Source organism: Bacteroides propionicigenes (assembly GCF_018390535.1).
In the GTDB taxonomy this organism is placed as follows: domain Bacteria; phylum Bacteroidota; class Bacteroidia; order Bacteroidales; family Bacteroidaceae; genus Bacteroides; species Bacteroides propionicigenes.
In genome coordinates this window covers 37,865-59,350 of record NZ_JAHBBW010000012.1, presented here as the reverse complement: position 1 = coordinate 59,350, position 21,486 = coordinate 37,865, and the positions used below count along the sequence as shown (strand labels likewise).

Annotated in this window: 19 protein-coding genes; 10 read left to right on the top strand and 9 right to left on the bottom strand. The window is 42.7% G+C overall.

Translation table 11 applies throughout. The features are described 5' to 3' along the window. Nucleotides 1-74 precede the first annotated feature (74 nt). The 8 genes from hemW (at nucleotide 75) to KG118_RS13970 (ending at nucleotide 7,889) form a co-directional block, all read left to right on the top strand. A complete protein-coding gene (hemW, locus tag KG118_RS14005; protein ID WP_117712050.1) occupies nucleotides 75-1,208 on the top strand; it encodes a radical SAM family heme chaperone HemW in 1,134 nt (377 codons plus the stop codon). 6 nt (nucleotides 1,209-1,214) lie between these two features. After that, complete coding sequence (locus tag KG118_RS14000; RefSeq protein WP_117712051.1) at nucleotides 1,215-1,757, top strand: RNA polymerase sigma-70 factor; 543 nt, start codon at nucleotides 1,215-1,217, stop codon at nucleotides 1,755-1,757. 102 nt (nucleotides 1,758-1,859) lie between these two features. After that, complete coding sequence (locus tag KG118_RS13995; RefSeq protein WP_117712053.1) at nucleotides 1,860-2,279, top strand: hypothetical protein; 420 nt, start codon at nucleotides 1,860-1,862, stop codon at nucleotides 2,277-2,279. Nucleotides 2,280-2,285: 6 nt separating this feature from the next. Beyond that, nucleotides 2,286-2,798: a DUF4974 domain-containing protein gene (locus KG118_RS13990; protein WP_117712054.1), complete on the top strand. Its 513-nt coding sequence runs from the start codon at nucleotides 2,286-2,288 to the stop codon at nucleotides 2,796-2,798. Between the two features lie 4 nt (nucleotides 2,799-2,802). Beyond that, nucleotides 2,803-5,487 (top strand): TonB-dependent receptor domain-containing protein, encoded by a 2,685-nt coding sequence (locus KG118_RS13985; protein WP_117712056.1) that lies wholly within the window; start codon nucleotides 2,803-2,805, stop codon nucleotides 5,485-5,487. A gap of 14 nt (nucleotides 5,488-5,501) precedes the next feature. Next, complete coding sequence (locus KG118_RS13980) at nucleotides 5,502-6,473, top strand: DUF4249 domain-containing protein (protein WP_117712058.1); 972 nt, start codon at nucleotides 5,502-5,504, stop codon at nucleotides 6,471-6,473. Continuing rightward, nucleotides 6,458-7,264: a hypothetical protein gene (locus KG118_RS13975; protein ID WP_233555783.1), complete on the top strand. Its 807-nt coding sequence runs from the start codon at nucleotides 6,458-6,460 to the stop codon at nucleotides 7,262-7,264. The genes KG118_RS13980 and KG118_RS13975 overlap by 16 nt, the downstream gene beginning before the upstream one ends. 271 nt (nucleotides 7,265-7,535) lie before the next feature. Beyond that, nucleotides 7,536-7,889, top strand: a complete 354-nt coding sequence (locus KG118_RS13970; protein ID WP_117712060.1) for a hypothetical protein — start codon at nucleotides 7,536-7,538, stop codon at nucleotides 7,887-7,889. A gap of 142 nt (nucleotides 7,890-8,031) precedes the next feature. Here KG118_RS13970 and KG118_RS13965 read toward each other — a convergent pair whose 3' ends face one another. The 3 genes from KG118_RS13965 to KG118_RS13955 all read right to left on the bottom strand — a co-directional run bounded on the left by KG118_RS13965 (nucleotide 8,032) and on the right by KG118_RS13955 (nucleotide 12,075). Beyond that, entirely contained in the window at nucleotides 8,032-8,784 is a 753-nt protein-coding gene (locus KG118_RS13965) for a LytR/AlgR family response regulator transcription factor (protein WP_117712062.1), read from the bottom strand. A gap of 127 nt (nucleotides 8,785-8,911) precedes the next feature. After that, nucleotides 8,912-10,834: a tetratricopeptide repeat-containing sensor histidine kinase gene (locus KG118_RS13960; RefSeq protein ID WP_369834717.1), complete on the bottom strand. Its 1,923-nt coding sequence runs from the start codon at nucleotides 10,832-10,834 to the stop codon at nucleotides 8,912-8,914. Between the two features lie 116 nt (nucleotides 10,835-10,950). Beyond that, nucleotides 10,951-12,075, bottom strand: coding sequence for a DUF2027 domain-containing protein (locus tag KG118_RS13955; RefSeq protein ID WP_117712065.1), 1,125 nt, complete (start codon nucleotides 12,073-12,075; stop codon nucleotides 10,951-10,953). Nucleotides 12,076-12,372: 297 nt separating this feature from the next. Between KG118_RS13955 and KG118_RS13950 the strand changes: the two genes are divergently transcribed. Together KG118_RS13950 and KG118_RS13945 are read left to right on the top strand one after the other, a co-directional pair. Continuing rightward, nucleotides 12,373-13,602 (top strand): S-adenosylmethionine:tRNA ribosyltransferase-isomerase, encoded by a 1,230-nt coding sequence (locus KG118_RS13950; protein ID WP_117712067.1) that lies wholly within the window; start codon nucleotides 12,373-12,375, stop codon nucleotides 13,600-13,602. Between the two features lie 5 nt (nucleotides 13,603-13,607). Then, entirely contained in the window at nucleotides 13,608-14,111 is a 504-nt protein-coding gene (locus KG118_RS13945; RefSeq protein WP_117712069.1) for an NUDIX hydrolase, read from the top strand. Between the two features lie 54 nt (nucleotides 14,112-14,165). Here KG118_RS13945 and glmM read toward each other — a convergent pair whose 3' ends face one another. From glmM to fmt, 6 genes are all read right to left on the bottom strand, one after another. Continuing rightward, a complete protein-coding gene (gene glmM / locus KG118_RS13940; RefSeq protein WP_117712071.1) occupies nucleotides 14,166-15,554 on the bottom strand; it encodes a phosphoglucosamine mutase in 1,389 nt (462 codons plus the stop codon). 27 nt (nucleotides 15,555-15,581) lie between these two features. Next, a complete protein-coding gene (locus tag KG118_RS13935) occupies nucleotides 15,582-16,202 on the bottom strand; it encodes a DUF4827 domain-containing protein (RefSeq protein ID WP_213388554.1) in 621 nt (206 codons plus the stop codon). Nucleotides 16,203-16,305: 103 nt separating this feature from the next. Continuing rightward, nucleotides 16,306-17,343: a DHH family phosphoesterase gene (locus KG118_RS13930; RefSeq protein WP_117712075.1), complete on the bottom strand. Its 1,038-nt coding sequence runs from the start codon at nucleotides 17,341-17,343 to the stop codon at nucleotides 16,306-16,308. 89 nt (nucleotides 17,344-17,432) lie between these two features. Then, entirely contained in the window at nucleotides 17,433-19,487 is a 2,055-nt protein-coding gene (locus KG118_RS13925; protein WP_117712077.1) for a ComEC/Rec2 family competence protein, read from the bottom strand. A gap of 51 nt (nucleotides 19,488-19,538) precedes the next feature. Further along, nucleotides 19,539-20,189 carry a ribulose-phosphate 3-epimerase gene (rpe, locus tag KG118_RS13920; protein ID WP_117712079.1) on the bottom strand — a complete coding sequence of 217 codons (651 nt, stop codon included), beginning with the start codon at nucleotides 20,187-20,189 and terminating at the stop codon, nucleotides 19,539-19,541. Between the two features lie 318 nt (nucleotides 20,190-20,507). Continuing rightward, a complete protein-coding gene (gene fmt / locus KG118_RS13915) occupies nucleotides 20,508-21,476 on the bottom strand; it encodes a methionyl-tRNA formyltransferase (protein ID WP_117712081.1) in 969 nt (322 codons plus the stop codon). Between the last annotated feature and the right edge of the window lie 10 nt (nucleotides 21,477-21,486).

Here is a 21,486-nt window from a genome sequence, read left to right as displayed (position 1 = left end):
AAGCAAAGAAATAAAATCACTCAATCTGCAATAGAAAAAATCGTATCTTTGCGCCCCAACCAATTTACAGCGCCATGGCAGGTATCTACATCCATATCCCTTTTTGCAAGACACGCTGCATCTACTGCGATTTCTACTCCACTACCCGTAGCGAACTGAAAAGCCGCTATATCCATGCCTTGTGCAAGGAACTGCGAATGCGGAAGGAATACCTGCGGGGAGAACCTGTCGAAACCATCTACTTTGGCGGCGGCACTCCCTCACAACTTGCGGAGGAGGATTTTCGGGAAGTATTTAAAACTATTCAGGAGTATTACGGAATGGAGCATTGCCAAGAAATTACCCTCGAGGCCAACCCCGATGACTTAACGGAAGAATACGTCACTATGCTGCGGCAGCTGCCTTTCAACCGTATCAGCATGGGAATACAAACTTTTGACGATTCTACCCTGAAGCTACTGAACCGCCGCCACAATGCAGCACAAGCCGTTAATGCCGTACACCATTGCCGACGTGCCGGTTTCAACAATATCAGTATCGACTTGATTTACGGCCTGCCCGGTGAGACAGACAAACGGTGGAAAAGTGATTTACAGCAAGCAGTCATCCTTAATGTCGAACATATCTCTGCCTACCACCTGACCTACGAAGAAGGAACCCGCATCTACGAACTACTGCAAACCCACCGCATCCGCGAAGTAGACGAAGAAAGCAGTGTCCGCTTCTTCTCCACCCTGATAGACACACTTGGAAGCGCCGGTTACGAACATTATGAAATATCCAACTTCTGCCGTTCGGCTATGTACTCCCGCCATAATACGTCTTACTGGAGAGGGGTTCCTTATTTGGGTTGCGGTCCTTCCGCCCATTCATTCAATACAGATACCCGCGAATGGAACGTATCTTCATTAGAAGATTATATACACTCTATTGAAAATAACCATCGCCGGTTTGAAAGTGAATATTTAGACCTGGTCACCCGTTACAATGAATGTATCATGACCTCCATCCGTACTCAATGGGGATTGTCGCTGAATGAAATAGAACAGAATTTCGGCAAAGAATTATGGAAATACTGTATGGATATGGCGCTTCCGCACCTGAATAGCGGAAAACTGGGAATGCATAACGACCGTCTCCGCCTCACCCGTAAAGGTATCTTCGTATCAGACGGCATCATGAGTGATTTAATGTTTGTAGAAGAATAAAGTAATATGACCGAACAAGAAGTCAGACGATACTTGCGTCAAATGAAAGATGAAAACTCGGAACAAGCCTTCCGGGGATTCTATGAGTTGACTTACGACCGTCTTTTCCGTATCGCTTATTACTATGTCAAACACAAAGACGGAGCACAAGAAATCGTACTGGATGTCTTTATGCGCCTTTGGGAACAACGCAAGAAACTTCCTGAAGTAAACAGCATCGAAGATTATTGCTTCATTCTTACTAAAAACGCCGCCCTCAACTATCTGGAGAAGGAATCGAGATATACCGCCCAATCTGCCGAACACCTGCCGGAACCGGTCGAACTTGCAGACTCTCCCGAAGACACACTTATCAGTGATGAACTTTTTGCCCGTTATGTCAAAGCCCTCGACCGGCTGCCGGAACGTTGCCGTGAAGTATTTATCCGTGTGCGTGAAGAGAAACAGAGTTACGCCCAAGTAGCCGAAGAGTTAGGCATCAGCGTGAAGACCGTAGATGCACAACTGCAAAAAGCACTCACACGTCTAAAAGAATCCCTGCTTCGATAGCCCCGAACAAAAAACATCGAAAAAAAAAGAGATAGGCATAGGGAGTTTTCAAAAAAGAGCTGTCTTTACTTATGAAAACTAAAAAACAAATGAAAGAGAGTTATGAAAAGCCTATTTACAATTGGAGCAGGTATACTGTTTGCCCTGTTGGGTCTGAGCGGATGTGAAAACAATCACGGTGACTATCCCAAAGAATATATCGGTTTCGACAAAACGATAGAGAGTTACACCGTTAATCGCCAGGTAGAAGAGCAGGATATTGATATTAAAATCATTGCTATTGAAAAAAGCCAAAAAGACAGAGAAGTAACACTAAAGGGCAATCGGAAACCCGGAGCAAAGCCAATATTCAAGTTGGTGGATACCCGAATTATTATCCCGGCCAAAAAGAAATCGACTACCGCCCGCATCCGTATTTATCCTAAACAGATAAAACGCTCCGAAAAAATATATATAATCTGTACTCCAAAAAACAAAGAGGTAAAGCAATCACAGCTAACATTAAAGTTGGTCGTCAAATAAGAAAAGATGAAAGTAAGCAACGAGAATTTTGAAAAAGTATTAGAGAAGCTAATCTCCTCCACCCGCTCACCCCGAGGACGGTTCTCGGCAGAAAGCAGTTGGAAGATATTGGAAAGCAGATTATTTGCCCGACGCATAAAAAGAAGGTTCTGGCTACGCACAGCAAGTGCCGCCGCAGTAGTCTTGCTATGCGTGGCAAGTTGGGCCGCTTATCATGCCTTATCTTTTGAACCGACACCACCTGCCGCAATCGCCACAGAGAGCCGGTCCGTAGCACCGGTAAGACAAAGAGAGGCGATGGTCTTCAGTCAACAGCCATTGGAGGAAATCGTTCTTCAACTTTCGAAGACATTCCATAAAGTTATCCGGATTGATAATGACAGTTTAAAGAATTATCGAATGACTGCAACGTTTGGTCCCGGTGAAGAGCTGACAGAAATTCTCGACCTGCTGAAAGAAGCCGGCAGCTTTCAATATAAAGAATCTAACGATACAATAGTAATTACTAAACTTAACTAATCTAATGAGAATTCTTACCATCGGTTCACACCACCACACCGGAATTTTACTTCTGGTGTGTGTGGTTCTTTTAAGCAACCCGCTCCATGCGCAAACCAAAGAGACCCGCCTAAGCCTTAGCTTTCATAATGCCACATTGGAAGATTTCGTCAGACAACTGGAGAAAACGACAGGGTTTTCCTTTATATACGGAGAAGATGTGAAACTAACCCGGCGTATCACTCTGGAAGCCAAGTCGCAAACCATCGGCAAGATATTGCAACGCGCTTTTGAGAATGAGCCTGTAAGATTTGAAATATCCGGTAAACATATTCTATTGTATAAGCGGCCTGTGCCGCAAAAAGCCGTAAGCCGAAAGTTCACTATCAGCGGATATGTGACTGACGGAGCGTCTTCCGAGACGCTGATTGGTGCCAATATCCTTGAGAGTCGTCGTTCCACAGGTACTGCTACCAATCCTTTCGGCTTTTATACACTTACGCTGCCAGAGGGGGCGGTAGAGTTGATTTTCTCCTATCTTGGCTATGACACACAGCATTCCAATTTTGAACTGACAAAAGATACGGTACTCAATATTCACTTGGCAAGCAATAACCGGCTGGCAGAAGTAGTGGTGCTTTCGGACAGACAGGAAGCGGGTCTTCAAAGTACCGCCATGGGAGCGCACAATATCCCCATGACACAAATCAAACATACGCCTGCAATACTCGGAGAGGCTGACTTATTGAAGACAATCCAGCTGATGCCCGGCGTACAAGCCGGAATGGAAGGCTTTTCGGGTATGTACGTACGCGGTGGTGGTCCTGACCAGAATTTAGTATTGCTGGACGGTATCCCTGTGTACAACGCCGACCATATGTTGGGCGTCTTCTCTGTTTTTACTCCTGAAGCTGTAAAGAACGTAACACTTTTCAAAAGCTCCTTTCCCGCCCGCTACGGCGGCCGTCTTTCTTCCATTGTAGACGTACGCACCAACGACGGAGATACGTACCGTTATCATGGTACTTTGAGCGTGGGTACACTTACCGACAAGCTGCACATAGAAGGTCCTATCAGGAAAGGACATACCGCTTTCAGCATCAGTGCACGAGGTACACACACTGTTTTTCTCAAAAACCTTACCGTTACGAAAGATGATTATGACACCGACAAATACAATTACTACTTCTATGATATCAATGCCAAAATAAACCATAAATTCAATGACCGCAGCCGCCTATTCCTCGGATTCTACAAGGGAAAAGACCACTTTCATTATGACTATCGGAACAACAACAATCAGAACGGACATAACAACCAGAATTTTTACAGAGACGACAATCACCTGAACTGGGGTAACACCATTGCTTTCGGCCGTTGGAATTATGTTTTCAGTAACCAACTGTTCTGCAACACAACCGTCTCATACAATAACTACCGGATGAAACTGAATCAGGACATAGAGGACGCACACAAATACAATGACCGGCTGCAAGACCGGCACTCCTATTCATCCGTTTTCAAATCGGGTATCCGCGACTGGAGCGCACGTATGGACTTTGATTATACTCCCTTACCCGAGCACCACATCAAGTTCGGAACAGAGTATATCTACCATACGTTCCGCCCGGAAACAACCACCTCGCAAGTGCAGGATATCGATAACGGAACCGTCCAACAAGACACTGTCTATCAAAACAAGAACAATGACGTATTACACGGGCAGGAGCTGTCAGTCTATGGTGAAGACAATTTCAACCTGAACAATCATTTCAGCATAAATGCAGGCCTCAGGCTATCGCTATTCCATACGCAAGGCAAGAATTATTTCTCAGTACAGCCCCGGTTCTCGGCACGGTACGATTTCGGGCAAGGGTTCTCTACCAAAGCATCCTACTCATGTATGGCACAATATGTACATATGCTGTCATCCACTCCATTCTCTATGCCGACAGATCTTTGGGTTCCTATCACAAAGAATATCAAACCGATGTATTCAAACCAATATTCACTCGGAGGATATTATGACGGACTGCCCGGTTGGGAATTCTCCATAGAAGGATATTATAAACAAATGCGTAATATATTGGAATATCAAGAGGGAGTATCTTTCTTTGGCAGTTCCACCAATTGGGAGGAAAAAGTAGAGGTAGGCAAAGGACGTTCTTTCGGATTGGAGTTCATGGTTCAGAAAACATCAGGCAAGACAACCGGATGGTTGGCATATACCTTATCCAAAACCGACCACCGCTTCGAAAACGGAACCATCAGCCAAGGCGAATGGTTTCCCTACAAATACGACCGCCGTCATAATATCAGCCTTTGCCTCAACCATAAATTCAACAATCGCATTGATATAGGGGCTTCGTGGATATTCAACACCGGCGGGTGTATCACTATTCCCGAACGGGAAACCATCGTCATAAAGCCCGACGGCTCTATCGAGGAAACCGGCTACATCTCCTATCGCAACAATTATCGTCTGCCTGTCAGCCATCGTCTGAATATGGGCATCAACTTCAACAAGAAGACCAAACATGGTATGCGCACTTGGAACATCAGCATTTATAATGTATATAATGCCATGAACCCCAATTTGGTATATAGCGAACAAAGAAATGGAACTGACCAGAAAACTAAGAAAACCGTCATAAAAAAAATAACGATATTACCTTGTATTCCATCTGTCACCTATACTTACAGATTCTAACAGAAGTTCTGAATATGAAAGCAAGAATAATCCTATATATAGCCATCACTGCTGTTCTGGCAGCTTGCGAAAACGAGATACCATATAATCCCGTAAACCAAGAGCCACAACTCATTATGAATGCCATGCTTGATGCCGGACAGACCGAAAATTATGTATATCTGCATTTAAGCGAGGGAAACACCATAGGCAGTGTGAAAGAGGCAACCCTTTCGCTCTATGTAAACGATAGGCTTACCGAGTCACTCCAAGCAATAACCCCGGAAGAGAAATTCCGTCTCACTACCGCCTTACATCCCGGTGATAACATTCGTTTAGAAGCCATGGCAGAGAACGGTCACTACCATGTCAGCTCAGAAGTAACCGTCCCCCATCCGGTAGAGAGCCTGCAGGTGGATACCTGCCTTTCTTACTTACGGGAATATAACGGACAGAAACCTTACCGCCAGTTCAAAGTCACCTTGCAGGATAGCCCTAACGAAAAGAATTACTATCGGTTGGAGATTCTGAATGATATAAGCTATCATTACGAAGATACCGTCATCATTGAACGTCATACTGAAATTATCAACCGTGAAGACGTCATACTGACCGACGGACATCCAACCAGCTATGACGATGAAGAAAATGGAATGTTCCCCACCATCAAAAACAAATACAATATATTCACTGACAACCGCTTCAGTAATTCTTCCGTAACACTAAAAGTATATACAAGGCTTTTCGATGACTTTTATGCAGCAGAGGTCTACTACGGCAAAGTACATCGTAAGCATACCGTCACCGTCCGCCTGCTCAGCTTTCCCGAAATCGGCTACCGCTATCTGAGGGCACTGAATACACTGGGCGATGACGACTACGATGAATCATTGATGGAACCCATCAGCTTGCCAAATAACGTAAAAGGTGGACTGGGCTTTGTCGGAGTCTGCTCCGGAATAGAATATAGAATGGATTTGCCGGAGAAGACATGGCCAAAATACTAACCCCACTGAATATGAAGTACCTGTTCTATTTACTATCAATCCTCCTTCTTTGCTCCTGCCGGAGTTCGCGCAGTATGCAGAAAGAAATCAACGGGATGCGTAGCTACCTATTCTATGAACTGACTTCTTCCGAATATTCAGGAAAGAAAAAAGATACGGTTTACCTTGACTTCATCGATTATTCAAATATAGATTATTATACCACTATTAAAAAGAAAGGAGGATTTGCCGTTCCTCTTTTTATATTCAATTTTGAAAAAAACAAGTTTCGCACCCACCTGGGAGAACATTCGTTGAGCCAACTATATCGTGAATTCCTCACGGATGCCCTACTAACAGAATGCAACAGCAGCACTTGTTTCCATCTTGCAGATAATAAAGACAATCGCGTACCCGCAGATTCAGTCTACCGCCTGGAAGTAAAAATCAGACAGAACAAGACCGTTGGCGGAGTAGTACTGAAAGAGAGCAGTTTTATATGGTTTGAAGGTGACTATGTTTCACTCCCCAACTACCGTTACCAACCAGCGGAAACCGAATTGTCCATTGTCATCCGGCTTTCATTCCGGGAAAACTGTCTCTTAGACAAGACCTATCACACCCGATACAAACATCCCCGCAAAAGTCGTCGATACTGCTATTCATATGAGGCCAATCAAGCCTGCCTCGACAATATGGCAGAATGCTTATCATATGCCACCAAAGAAATCGTAGAAGATATCAGTCAAGAGCTCCATCTGCTTTTGTCGGGCAAACAGCAACATATCCTTTTGACAACAAAACAACAATAATAATATCAGATTGAAGAATACAACTCATCTCACATTACATTCATATTACAATAAAAGCATAATCCTATCTTTTTCATAGGGAAAAATTGATATAAATCAAGAAATGAAGGTATAACCTACACTTTTTTCTCTTTTCATTTTTATGTTATAGAACACCTTTCTATATTTGCACAGGTAAAAAGAAAAAGCTAAGCACTTACAATTGTTTTCAGTAGGTATTAGATTTATTATTAGATTAGTTTTTAGGTATAACAATTAAAAAGTAGGTATTATGAAACGTTTAGGATTAACATTAATGGTAGCAGTATGTTTGACTGTCAGTGCATTTGCAGCAGGTAACCAACCTACAACTGCAAAATGGGAAGGTAACATCAACGTAAACAAATTAGGCAAGTATCTGAATTTGTCCGCTAACCAAAAGGAAGAAGTTACAAACATCTGCGAATACTTCAATGAACAAATGGCACGTGCCACAAATTCAAAGAAGGATCAGGAAAAGTTGCTGCGTAACGCAGTTTACGGTAACCTGAAACTGATGAAAAAGACTTTGAGCGAAAAACAATATTCTGATTATGCCAAAGTTTTAAACGTTACGTTACAGAACAAAGGTATCGAAGTGAAGTAATATTCACTTCAGATAAATGTGAGAATCGTAGTATTTCAAAATAAATAAAAAGGGTGCTGAGTTTTCAACACCCTTTTTTTATGTGTTAATATCGTTAGAGTAATTGCGATATTAACTTCCCAAACCAGTTATTGGTCTACTTTCACAAGCAGAAACGATCTTGTAATTCTTTCTTATATTTTTTTGATACAAGCAGTTCGGTGATCTTGTCAAAAGGCGGATATAAGATACACTTATTATCTCTTATGAGCATTAAATAATCAATATTGATGATATACGATTGATGTATCTGTACAAAATATGGTGAATATAATGTAATTTGTTCAGCTGTCATGCCACGGCGTAAAGTCAGAGGCGGCTGGTTACTCAATATCACTTCCCATTGCTTACGGTCGGAAGAATAGCGGAAGAAACCAATCTCAGCCGGACGCAGAGCACGCATATCATTAGTCGGAGTAAAAACAATGAAAGTCTGCCCGCTGTGCGCAGAACTTCCTATCGGCAATACCATCCGCTGCCCGGTCTTAGTTTGCTCAACAAAACGTGTTAAAATATCTTTCAGTTCCTGTTCCCCAAAAGGCTTTAACAGATAGTCGAATGCTGCTTCCCGAATAGCTTGTATCATATACTTATCATATGCCGTATAAAATACAACCCGCATATTCCATGCCACGCAATCGCGCATCTCTCGCAACAAATCCAGCCCCGTCATGTCCGGCATCTCCACATCCAAAAACAGCAAATCAGGCTGTATCTTCGTTATCAGCTTCTTCCCCTTCTTACCATTACGCGCAATACCTTCCAAAGAAAAACGGGTATCTTTCTTCAGTTCAAAGCTTAACCTCTCCAGAGAAACCTCATCATCATCTACTATAACGACCTTGTACTTGCCCATATTTTATGTTTTGTTTGGACGAATATAAATATTTCTTGCTCCTATACAAAGTCTGAAATGAACATTTACAAACTATTCAGCCATAATTAGTCTTATCATCCTTAAAAACGCAACTAAACGGTTATTATTAGATACTGTAATCGTACTTATCCGGCAACAGGAAAGTTACTTCACAACCCATTTCACCGTTTGGTAACGTTACATTATGTACGGTGGCATCAATCGCTTCTTTATTTTTCATATTTAGAATCTGAATGGTCTGCATAACAACCTTCATCCCTGTTCCCGTCCCCCTATGACGACTGTCCGGACGATATCCTCCACCATTATCCGTTATTTTAATACAAATTGCGCTTTTCTGACGATTTACGGCAATCCACAAATTGCACTCTCCTCCTTTGCCCCGCAAGGCATGCTTCACAGAATTCTCCACCGGAATTTGTATCATCATGGAAGGAAGCCGCACCTGACCGGGATGTACATCTTCCCCTATACTGATGTTTGGATGAAAGTCGGGTCCGAGCGAACGACATTCCAAGTTAAGATAAGTCTGGACAAAGTCCAGTTCTTCATCCAAAGTAACGCATAGTTGTTCCGCCAGTTCCAGATTTCTCCGCATAAGTTTCACCAAAGACGTCAATTCCTGTTTTTCTTCTTCCTTACGGCTCACCACTTCCTGATTAAGCACATTGAAGATGAAATGAGGGGACAAACGGTTGCGAATATTCTCAAGACGGAGCGTAGAGACTGTTCTACGATTCTTGGCAAGCAACAAATCATGCTTTTTCTTATTATAGAAATAAAGAAAAACGGCAATCAGGAAAGCTACAACGGCAATTGCCAATGTCACAAGGCGAGTCTGCCTCAAAACCAGCACCTCATTTTCCTGTTTCTGCAGCAAAACCTTATGCGCCATCAAAGTAGAGTCCTGCTGATAACGCAAAGTCAAGTCGGCCGTACGCAACCTTACACGCTCATTACGGATAGAGTCGTCCAGACGGTTGTTCTCCTTCAAGTAGTTATATGCCTGCTTGTAATTACCGGTTTCTTCATGAAACTGCTGCAAATATTTATTACGGATATGTATCATATCCGGATCTATTTCCGGTGAAGTCTTGCTCCTCATCAGCAATTGCCGCGCTCCCGCAAAATCCTTACGCTGCAAGGCCAACTCTATTTTCTGCGTATCAATATAGTAAAGTGCGGTAGTAGAACCTATTTCCTGAAAGAAAGGCTGGCACAATTCCAGATATTTAGCTGCCGAATCCGTTTCGTTTCGTTGCAGAAAGCAATCGCTCAAATTCAAATAGCTTAAATTAAGTCCCCAGCGCATATCGGGATAATCTTGCGCAAGGTCCACCACCTTTCTAAAATACCTGATTGCCGTAATGTAATCACTGCGATAATAATAAGAGTTTCCACGGTTATTCAAATAGAAATGCTTTTCGTCCGGAAGCATATCATCGTAGTTCTTGGCAGCAAGCTCCGAATAATAGTCACATTGCTCGTAATCGCGTAAGGTCATATATCCTTGCGCCAAACCATAATAAATAGGGAATTTCTTATCGGAAGGCATATTCAACGAATCACAAATCAAAAGTGCCTTTCTATACCAAAAAGCACCCATATCCAACCGCCCCAAATGATTATTGGCATCGGCAAGATTTATCAGAATATCGGGAATAGCCTCAAGCTTCGTTCCTTGCAACCTTAATTCGTAAGCATTCCGGAAACAGACCGCAGCCGAATCTATATATCCTTTCCGCGAGTAAATATTACCTTTCATATTAAAGCATTCCGACTGCAAATCGGCCAATCGATGGGAAAACGGTTGTCGGTCGGCAAAATTCTCTATCTGCCGGATTAAAAGCTGTGCCGAATCAATATCAGAAGTCGCCAGACAAGTTTTCAAGACGACAGAGAGATAGTTGTATTGTACCAAACTATCTTTCGCCTTCTTCATTCTTTGCAAAGATTGCGTTCTCATCCAGCGCGGAGCTGTTGCAACAGAATCGACATGAGCTGCAAAAAAAGAATCGAATTCTTGCATTTCGAAAGTTTTGCCATCGTTACTTTTACAAATACAGCCCGACAACACTACTGCCACCCACATAAGAAAAAAGAAATAAACCCTGTTTCCCAAACTGCCCCGCATACTATACCATTCTATTTTATAGTAACCATTGTGGCTCCGAATCCATACTCTTGAAAAGAAGCATCTTGCGTCTTGCAAGCCGGATACTTCCGTTTCATTTCATCCAACAATGCCTTACGGAGTACACCATCTCCCTTGCCATGAATAAACACAATGCGCTGCTCACGCTTATTCTTATACTGTTCCATTACCTCACGGAACTTATCCAACTGGTAACCCAATATCTCACTATTGCTCATACCCCGCGTATCATCCAGCAATTCGCCAATATGCAAATCCACTTCAATGATTTCATTCTTGCCCCCCCGCTTGACGATAGTCTGCGGTTTGGACGAACTCTCTACCGTTTTCTTTTGCATCAGAGCATCTTGTAACTCTTCTGCCGACACATAGACCTGCTTAGAAGAAAAATCATTCTTCACCACATCGTACATCAGTGCCGGAGTGTCAAAAAAATCCGTCATCTGAAAAGTGTGCAGTTTATAGAACTTCACCGTATCAATGCGAACTTCCACATTGACAGCAGGCTTCATCACAAAAGAGCGATTGTCCTTGAAAGCAACCAGCTGAACAGCCACACGTTCCCTGTCGTTCAGTTCCGATTTCTCGAATTCTTCCAACAAAAGCTTCGTATTCGGTTCTATCAGACCATGAGAACGGGCAGTCCATGATTTGCCTTCGGCACTTGCATAGGTATAATACATATAGTAGTTGCTATCATTCACCAGATAGGCCCCGAACGGAGTAGTGCTTACCGCTTTAATATCTTCCGGTACAAATGCAAGATATACATTCAATGTATCACCGCCTTTCACTTCCGGCTGGCGATAGACGGACACCTGAGGTTTCGCCAAACGCGCCGCCTGAGACTCGACTCCGGAAGCCGGAGATGAGGATTTCGGCATTGCAGAAACCGTACGCGCAACCGATTGTTCTTCAGCCCTTTTCTTGGCAGCTTTTGCGGCCGAAGTAGGAATATTATAATCATCGGTTTCAATCACTACACATTCACGTATCGGCATCGGAATGTCAAAACCGTCGGCATCTTCTATCAACACAATCTCTTTTCCCTGAAATCCTGTTACAACGCCGCCGCCAACTTCACTGAGGAAGCGCACTTTATCTCCTATTTTCATAATCTTCTATATCTGTTTTTTATTACGTTTCGCAAAGTTAGAAATTATTTGATGATTATGCGCAATCATACTTTTTTTGTATTATAAAGTTCCTGCTCTTGCAACATATTCTTAAAAACAGAAGTTTTATTTCTAAGAATTAAAGTTTAGTTTTTAGAAATATAGCCTTAATTCTAAGATTTTGTAGTGTCAGGAAAAACTCTCCGATCGCTTAAACAAAACAATCATTAATTGCCTGCTTATAATTTAAATCTTCCCAAATATCTGTACCTTTGCAGTCCCTAATAACATAAAGATATGAAAGAGGATCCCAGACATATTAGAATCAGCGAATTCAACTATCCGCTACCGGATGAACGCATCGCCAAATTTCCGTTGCCCGTACGAGATCAATCCAAGCTATTGCTGTATCGGCACGGTGAAGTTTCCGAAGACAGATTCACTTCCCTACCCAACTACCTGCCGGCAGACAGCCTGATGATTTTCAACAACACCAAGGTTATCCAAGCCCGCCTACACTTCCATAAAAAGACCGGAGCACTTATCGAGGTATTCTGTCTTGAACCGATTCTACCCAACGACTATGCGCTCAATTTTCAACAAACGGAACATACCGCATGGCTCTGCATGATAGGGAATCTGAAAAAATGGAAAGAAGGCAAACTAAAACGGGAAATGGTAGTGAAGGGTAAACCACTTACGCTGACCGCTGAACGGGGAGCTTGTCATGGAACCAGCCATTGGGTAGACTTCCGTTGGAACAATCCGGAAATAACATTTGCCGATATTCTTGAAGTGTTCGGAGAACTTCCCATTCCTCCTTATCTGAACAGAAACACACAGGAGAGCGACAAGGAAACTTACCAAACCATTTATTCCAAAATAAAAGGGTCGGTAGCCGCCCCAACCGCCGGACTGCACTTCACCCCGCACGTTTTGGACGCCTTACGCGAAAAAGGAGTAGAACTGGAAGAACTGACACTGCACGTAGGAGCCGGAACTTTCAAACCCGTCAAGAGCGAAGAAATAGAGGGACACGAAATGCATACGGAATACATATCCGTAAACCGCAGCACTTTAGAAAAGCTGATAGCGCACGGAGGAAAGGCCATTGCAGTAGGTACTACCTCTGTTCGCACATTAGAGAGCCTCTACCACATTGGCGTAACCCTCTTGAACAATCCTCATGCAACAGAAGAGGATTTGCACGTAAAGCAATGGCAACCTTATGAAACGGCAGCCGAAACCATCGTCATACCTGCTGTCAATGCTCTGCAGGCAATCGTAACTTACCTCGACCGGCACCACATGGAAACCTTGCATACCAGTACGCAAATTATCATCGCTCCGGGATATGAATATAAAGTCGTCAAGACCATGGTAACCAACTTCCACCAGCCACAGAGTACACTCTTGCTACTTGTTTCGGCATTCTTGCACGGAGACTGGCGAAAAATTTACGATTATGCGCTTACTCATGATTTTCGGTTCCTGAGCTATGGCGATTCATCCTTATTAATACCATAAGTAATATGAGCAACGATAATAATCAGGAAATGTTTCCCCTTGTCGATGAACAAGGAAACATCACAGGTGCAGCTACTCGTGGTGAATGCCACAATGGAAGTAAACTTTTACATCCTGTGATTCATCTGCATATATTCAACTCAAAAGGAGAGCTCTATCTGCAGAAACGCCCCGAATGGAAAGATATACAACCCGGCAAATGGGACACATCTGTAGGCGGACACGTTGATTTAGGTGAAAGCGTGGAAATGGCATTGAAACGGGAAGCCTGCGAAGAACTGGGCATAATCGATTTCACACCGGAAGTTATCACCAATTATGTATTTGAATCCACACGCGAAAAGGAACTTGTCTTTGTGCACAAGACCGTATACGATGGAGAGATTCATCCCAGCGATGAACTCGACGGCGGACGCTTTTGGAACGTGGAGGAGATTAAGGAGAACATAGGGAAAGGGATATTCACTCCCAACTTCGAACAAGAAATAGAACGGGTAAAACTGATATAAAAAGAAAGGGCAACATCCATAGAAGATATTGCCCTTTTCTGTTACTTTTTTATTTTATTTCGCCAAATCTTCAATTACTTTCATAATTTTCTGACCGATTTCCTCGGCTGCTTCAGGTGTAGCCGCTTCACTATAAACACGAATAATCGGTTCGGTATTGCTCTTACGCAGATGCACCCATTTGTCGGGAAAATCAATCTTCACACCGTCAATATCATTGATTTCTTCATTTTTATAGATTTCCTTTACTTTTGCAAGGATAGCGTCAACATCCGTATCCGGTGTCAAGTCTACGCGGTTCTTTGCCATGAAATAAGCCGGATAAATGGCACGCAGTTCACTTACCTTCTTGCCTTCGTGAGCCAAATGGCTTAGGAACAAAGCAATACCCACCAAAGCATCACGTCCGTAATGGCTGGCAGGATAAATCACTCCACCATTGCCTTCTCCACCGATAACAGCGCCAACCTCTTTCATCTTAGTAGTCACATTCACTTCACCTACGGCAGAAGCATAATATTGTTGACCATATTTACGGGTTACGTCACGTAATGCACGGGTGGAACTCAAATTAGAAACGGTATTGCCCGGAGTATGCTTCAACACATAATCTGCTACAGTGACCAATGTATATTCCTCACCATACATTTTACCGTCTTCACAAATCATGGCCAAACGGTCCACATCCGGGTCTACAACAAAAGCGACATCGGCTTTGCCACCCTTCATCAGATTCATAATATCACCCAAATTCTTCTCCAAAGGCTCAGGATTATGCTGGAAGTTACCGGTGGGTTCACAGTAGAGCTTTTCTATATGCTTCACACCAAGTTGCTCCAACAGTTGCGGAAGAATGATGCCGCCAACAGAGTTTACACAATCAATAGCTACGCGGAAATCAGCCTTTTTGATGGCTTCCACATCCACTAAATCAAGTGCCAAAACACTGTCAATATGTTTTTGATTATAAGTCAAGTCCTTGCGGTAGGAACCGAGTTTGTCAACTTCGGCAAAATCAAAAGCTTCGGCCTCAGCGATACGGAGCACCTCGTTTCCTTCTTCCTTATTTAGGAACTCTCCCTTTTCATTCAAAAGTTTCAAAGCGTTCCACTGCTTGGGATTGTGAGAAGCGGTCAAGATGATACCACCACTGGCACCTTCCATAGTTACTGCCAGCTCTGTGGTTGGAGTCGAAGCCAAATCAATGTCCACTACATCCCAGCCCATACCCATAAGAGTACCTACTACTACATTCTTCACCATTTCACCCGAGATACGGGCATCACGGCCTACTACGATTTTGTTACTTTTTACAGTACACGTTTTGCGGATAAGGGTAGCGTACGCTGAAGTAAACTTCACAATGTCGAGCGGATTCAATCCCTCGCCTGCACCACCGCCGATTGTTCCGCGGATTCCAGAGATAGATTTGATTAGAGTCATAGGTTAATAATTTAAATTATTGGTTAGTTATTTCCAGATTTGGAATTTCCGGATATCGTAATAATAAGGATAGACATATTGCATGGCCGTCTGGTGCCCCATCTTGGAAGGAACAATCAATCTCACATGGGCCATATCACGAACATAAGTCAACGGCACGAGCCATCCCGCAGGAACAGCCGGCGAAGAGTAATAACTCATCATATATCCTTGCAAAAAGATTCCTGCTATGGATGAGGAGGTCACCGTATAGCGAAAAGCATCTACGGTTTCCGCAGCAGCCAAATTTGATAATGTAGTATCTTTATCAAGAATGCTATACTCCATAAAGCGTACTAACACCTCGTCATTGCTCTTCACCGTATCAGCTTTATTTTCAGATCCCTTGTCAACAATCTGCATATAAACCCCGCTGGTAAGTTGCACGAATTCGTCCACATCGTCCCCTCTATCTTTGGACTTTGTAGTGGAATCTTGCTCATAAAATTCTGTCTGCGAAATAACCTTTATATTCCGGTCTTTGATAAAGTTATTTATACCGTCTTTTTCCTCTTCCAGCATCTCTGCATAGGTCTTGCTGTCATCACAGGCTTGAAAGCCCAAACTGAGTGCTAATAAAGACAAAAAGAATAAAGTAAGTTTCTTCATTTCTGTTATTTAGTAATTTCGTACAAAAATATCTGATTTCCTCGAAAGTTAAAAGCCGCGAGTTGAAAGTTCGTATCTTTTAACCTTTACAGCCAAAGTTTTTTTATCCTTTGGCATTAAGTAATGGCTTGAATTTTTCCAGTGCAAGTTCCAGCACACTTTTAGCTTCTTCCAGTGTTCCATAAAATTCTCCACCGGAAGCATTTAAGTGTCCTCCGCCATTAAAGAATTCAGCCGCCAATTGGTTGCATGGGAAACGTCCCACCGAACGCAAGGACACCTTTATCATCGGCTTTTCCGTATCTTCGCGCAAGAAACAGGAGAAAACGACATTTTTAATGCTCAATGGTATATTTACAAACCCCTCACTATCTCCACGAATATAGTTAAAGCGGTTTTGTTCTTTCTTGGTCAACGTAATCAAGGCTGCATGGTAATCCGGATAAACTTTCATCTGCGACAACACATACCCCATGAGACGTAAACGGCTCTCGGAATAGGTATTATACACTTTCCGATAAATATCATCTTTATCAATGCCTTTTGAAAGCAGCTCACTGATTATAAAATATATCTCACGATTGTTGGAGTTATACGTAAAACCTCCCGTATCAGTCATCATACCGGTATAGATACACTCTGCCCCTTCCTTAGTGATATCACTGAAATATCCCATGCGGCAAATCAGACGAAAAACAAGTTCGGAAGTAGAAGAAATCTCAGGATGAGAAATAATAATCCTGCAAAAGTCTTCCGGATTCAAATGATGATCCACCAGAATCTTTCGCGCAGGGGAAGCCAAAACAGCATCTGCCATGGCGTCAATACGGCTGGTAGCATTAAAATCAAGACAACATATCACGTCCGCTTCCGCTATCAACTTATCAGCAAATTCTTTATAACGATCGTACAAAAGTATATCTTTGCTACCAGGCATCCACCGCAAAAAATCAGGGAAAGCATTGGGAACAATAACAGTCACATCTTTGTCCTGTGTATTGAGAAAATGCCATAATCCCAAAGAAGAGCCTACCGCATCCCCGTCAGGAGATACATGAGCAACAATAACAATTTTATCCGCACGTTCCATCCACTTGGCAAAGTGGTCTATTTTAGATTGCTCTATTATCTTAGTCAACATATAGTCCTTACAATTTACATTCAAAAAAACAGAGTGATTCTATTTATCCACAACTATTGAAAGGGCAAAAGTACGAAAAAGTTTATGATTTATAATGATATGCGCACAGAACCTTTTTCAGAAAGAGGAAGATAAGAAATTCCCAATCTGATACAATCATTAATAATTCTCTCCCGATAATAGCCGGAAAGCGATGAATCAATCACTACCGTACCCACTTCAAATAGGGAAGTCAGTTCCTTTATGCTACCCTTATATCCCCGGGAGACATACAAATAATCAATAAGGACGGGTACATCAGACCTCTTATTTCGCCAACGATCATCGCACAGTAAACATATACGTTTTCCTCCATAAAAAACAATTTGATTTCGAACAGAAATATCGGGTGCCGAATAATCCTCTACAATTACGGTAGGACGCTTCAAGCGCAAACGGTTCCAATAAGGAGACAGCGCACGTTCTAAGCCAGCAATATCCGGCAAGCTATCTGTACAAACTAACCATGAAGAAGAATTATCAGCCAAACAATGTACAGAAGGACAACTGCGAAAATTATAAAAAACGATACTACTCCGGGAAGTATCTCTTATGAATGAATACGAATGATAAGAAACGCAAAGTAACATACAGAACAAAGCAGTATAAGCATTCACAGCCGTACGCCTAACCAAAGCACGACCAACACATAACAAACAAAAATAAAACAGAAAGACATCCCATACATCCACCCAAATATAATCTATAGAAGCCAAAGGGAGTTGTTCAACCCAACGAAGTGCCATATTCTGTAGCCGAATCAGCGCTTCTACCATATCTGCAAAACTTTGTTGCAAACTGGGAAAAGGAGTCAGCACAAGTAATACAATGGCTGCGTATACAATCAGTGATACTAATGGAATCACCCACAAATTAGTCAAAAGGAAATGGGTGGAAAAACGTGAGAAGTAAAGCATAACCAAAGGCGCTGTCCCGATTTGGGCTGCAATAGATACCGTTATCAATCCCCAAACCTTCTGCAAAACCGTATTCCTAAACGATAACAATCCGTATAGGCCGGGTTGCAGTAACAAAATTGCCGTAACAGCGATGAAAGACAACTGGAATCCAACATCAAACAACCATACAGGATTAAACAACAGCATCAAAAAAGCCGTAACTGCCAATGTATTCACAGTCAACTTTTGACAAGTTGAGAAAAGAGTGGAAATCAACCCAAAAGAGCACATGATAACGGCGCGTACTACTGAAGAGGATAATCCTGTAAGAAAAGCAAATCCCCATAAAAGCACTATCACCGATAAAAGCAAAAACGGCTTCAAAAATCTCCACCGGTTCCACAAAGGAGACAAAGCAAACAGCAATAAAGCAGAAATAAAACCGATATGCAGTCCAGAAAGCGCCAGTACATGACTGGCACCGGCAACCGAATAAGTTTCAATTATATCCTCACTCAATTCATCCTTATCACCTACTGTAAGCGCAGAAAGCACCGCCAATTCATCTCCCCGGAACCCCATCTTACGATACATATCAACTACCCTGCTCCGACAATCAACAGCTTGCTGGCGGAAAGTGAAAGAACTGTCACAACCAATCATGCGCCAATGTCCAGTATGTACATAAGCTGTTCCGCTTATTCCTTTTCTGAGGAGATAACGGGCATAGTCAAATTCATCCGGATTCCCATTATTTACCGGTGGAGACAGATAAGTATGGACCAACAATCTATCTCCTCTTTTCAGAGAGCATGTCGCTGAATCTTTAGGGAAATAGAACAGAAAGAACTTTTCTGATAATTTGTGTGAAAATGTATTTCCCGGAGCTTCCCCTTTCAACGCAACACGAAATAAAATGCTGTTTTTCTTAATTTCCGGCTTGGTTGCAAGAGATACTTGGCAGGTGGAAAATTCACCCGTTTTGGGGAACGTATATTCTGCCTGTTTTAACTGCAGACTAACCAAAGCTCCTCCCAATAAAAAGAAAAAGAGGAATACAACAGCTCCATATAGTTTGCATAGAATATGATACCTCAGACTAAAAGCATATATTCCTGCCAACAGAAAGATTTCAGCTACCCACAAACATACAGGCAGTACATAAGGATACTTATCCCCATATACTATTCCACCAACCAACGGCATCAAAAGTCGTAGGAAAGGATGCCGCTGTAAGCTGTCTATTATCAATAAATATTACAGATTCCTCAAAGCACGGATTGCTTCTACCGGATCGGGAGCTGAAAAAATTGCATTACCGGCTACCAAAACATCAGCACCGGCCTCTACCAAACGAGCACCGGTTTCTAAATTTACACCGCCATCAACTTCTATAAGAGCTTCTGAACCGGTCACCGTTATCAATTCACGCAATTCACGTACTTTATCAATAGTATGTTCTATGAATTTCTGACCGCCAAACCCCGGATTTACGCTCATAACCAACACCATATAGACATCATTGATAATGTCTCTCAACATAGACACAGGGGTAGCAGGATTGATAGTAACTGCCGGCAACATCCCCGTTTCACGAATCTGCTGCACCACCCGATGCAGATGCGGGCAAGCCTCATAATGCACATTCATTATACGTGCTCCCAAAGCCTTTACTTCAGGAATAAACTTTTCCGGCTGCACTATCATCAAATGCACGTCCAAAGGCTTCTCAGCAAGCTTTGCTACATACTTTAGCACAGGAAAGCCAAAAGAAATATTAGGAACAAACACACCGTCCATTATATCGATATGCACCCAGTCGGCTTCACTACCGTTAATCATTTCAATATCATTTGCCAAATATGCAAAGTTGGCGGACAATATGGAAGGAGATACTATAGGCTTCATAACAGTTACATTCTAATAAGTTACACGAATTATAACGTACAAATGTAGGCAAAAGATTTCATCCGACCTAAATATTATGCCACAACTTACGACTTAGCGTTCCCCTACGAACCATTCCTTAAAATCGCCGGCACGCACTTTGCCGACCAAGAGTACTCAACAGTGTTCTTTTATGCACGTAACTACCCAATAATACAGTTCTCTTTGGCGGCGTTCATGATTTGCACTATTAGTAATATCCATCTCACCTTACTAAACTACGAATCAGCCGCCTTTAACTTCAGCCAAAGTTCCTGCTGTAAACAGGAGTGAAAAAGTTTACTGTACTTTTACCCCGTCAGCCAGCCGGAAGCCGCGTAATAATTCATCTATCTTCAATCGCTTCTTACCGGGAAGTTGCAAGACAAGTATCCCAATAAAGCCTTGGGGAACCGCTACATGAAGATAAGTTTTATTATCTGTTAAAATTGTACCGGGCTGTAACCGGTGCTCTTGATGGATTTTCTCTGTTTCAAAGATTTTCAGAACGGTTATTGCCCCATCCGGTTGTACCAACTCTGTCCATGCAGCCGGATAAGGGGATAAACCACGGATAAAATCATAAATCTGTTTTACAGGTTGACTCCAGTCTATACGACAAGTCTCTTTGAATATTTTAGGGGCAGGGCGCAGCTCACCCACTACGACCATTTCTTCCTGTGGAATAGGTTTCACCGTATCGGCAAGGATAGCATCTACAGTCTCCGTTACCAAACGACCACCAAGCACCATCAATTTATCATGTACAATACCGACATTATCCGTTTCAGCAATCGGTACACGCACCTGCTGAATAACCTCTCCCGTATCTATTTCATGTTTCAAGAAGAAAGTAGTGATACCCGTTTCCGTATCTCCATTAATCACCGCCCAGTTGATAGGAGCCGCACCGCGGTACTGTGGCAGTAATGAAGCGTGCAAATTGAAAGTTCCCAGTCTCGGCATATTCCAAACCACTTCCGGCAGCATTCTGAAAGCAACTACAATCTGCAAGTCGGCATTCCAAACGCGCAAAGCCTCAACAAATGTTTCGTCCTTCAACCTCTCAGGTTGGAGAAGCGGCAAGTTATAATCCAGTGCATATTGTTTCACCGGAGAGAATTGGAGCTTATGTCCTCGTCCTGCCGGTTTATCGGGCATAGTAATCACTCCTACTACATTATATCCGCCTTCCACAAGGCAACGCAAAGGTTCTACCGCAAATTCGGGAGTACCCATATATACAATCCGTAAATCTTCTTTCTTCATAATCACCTCT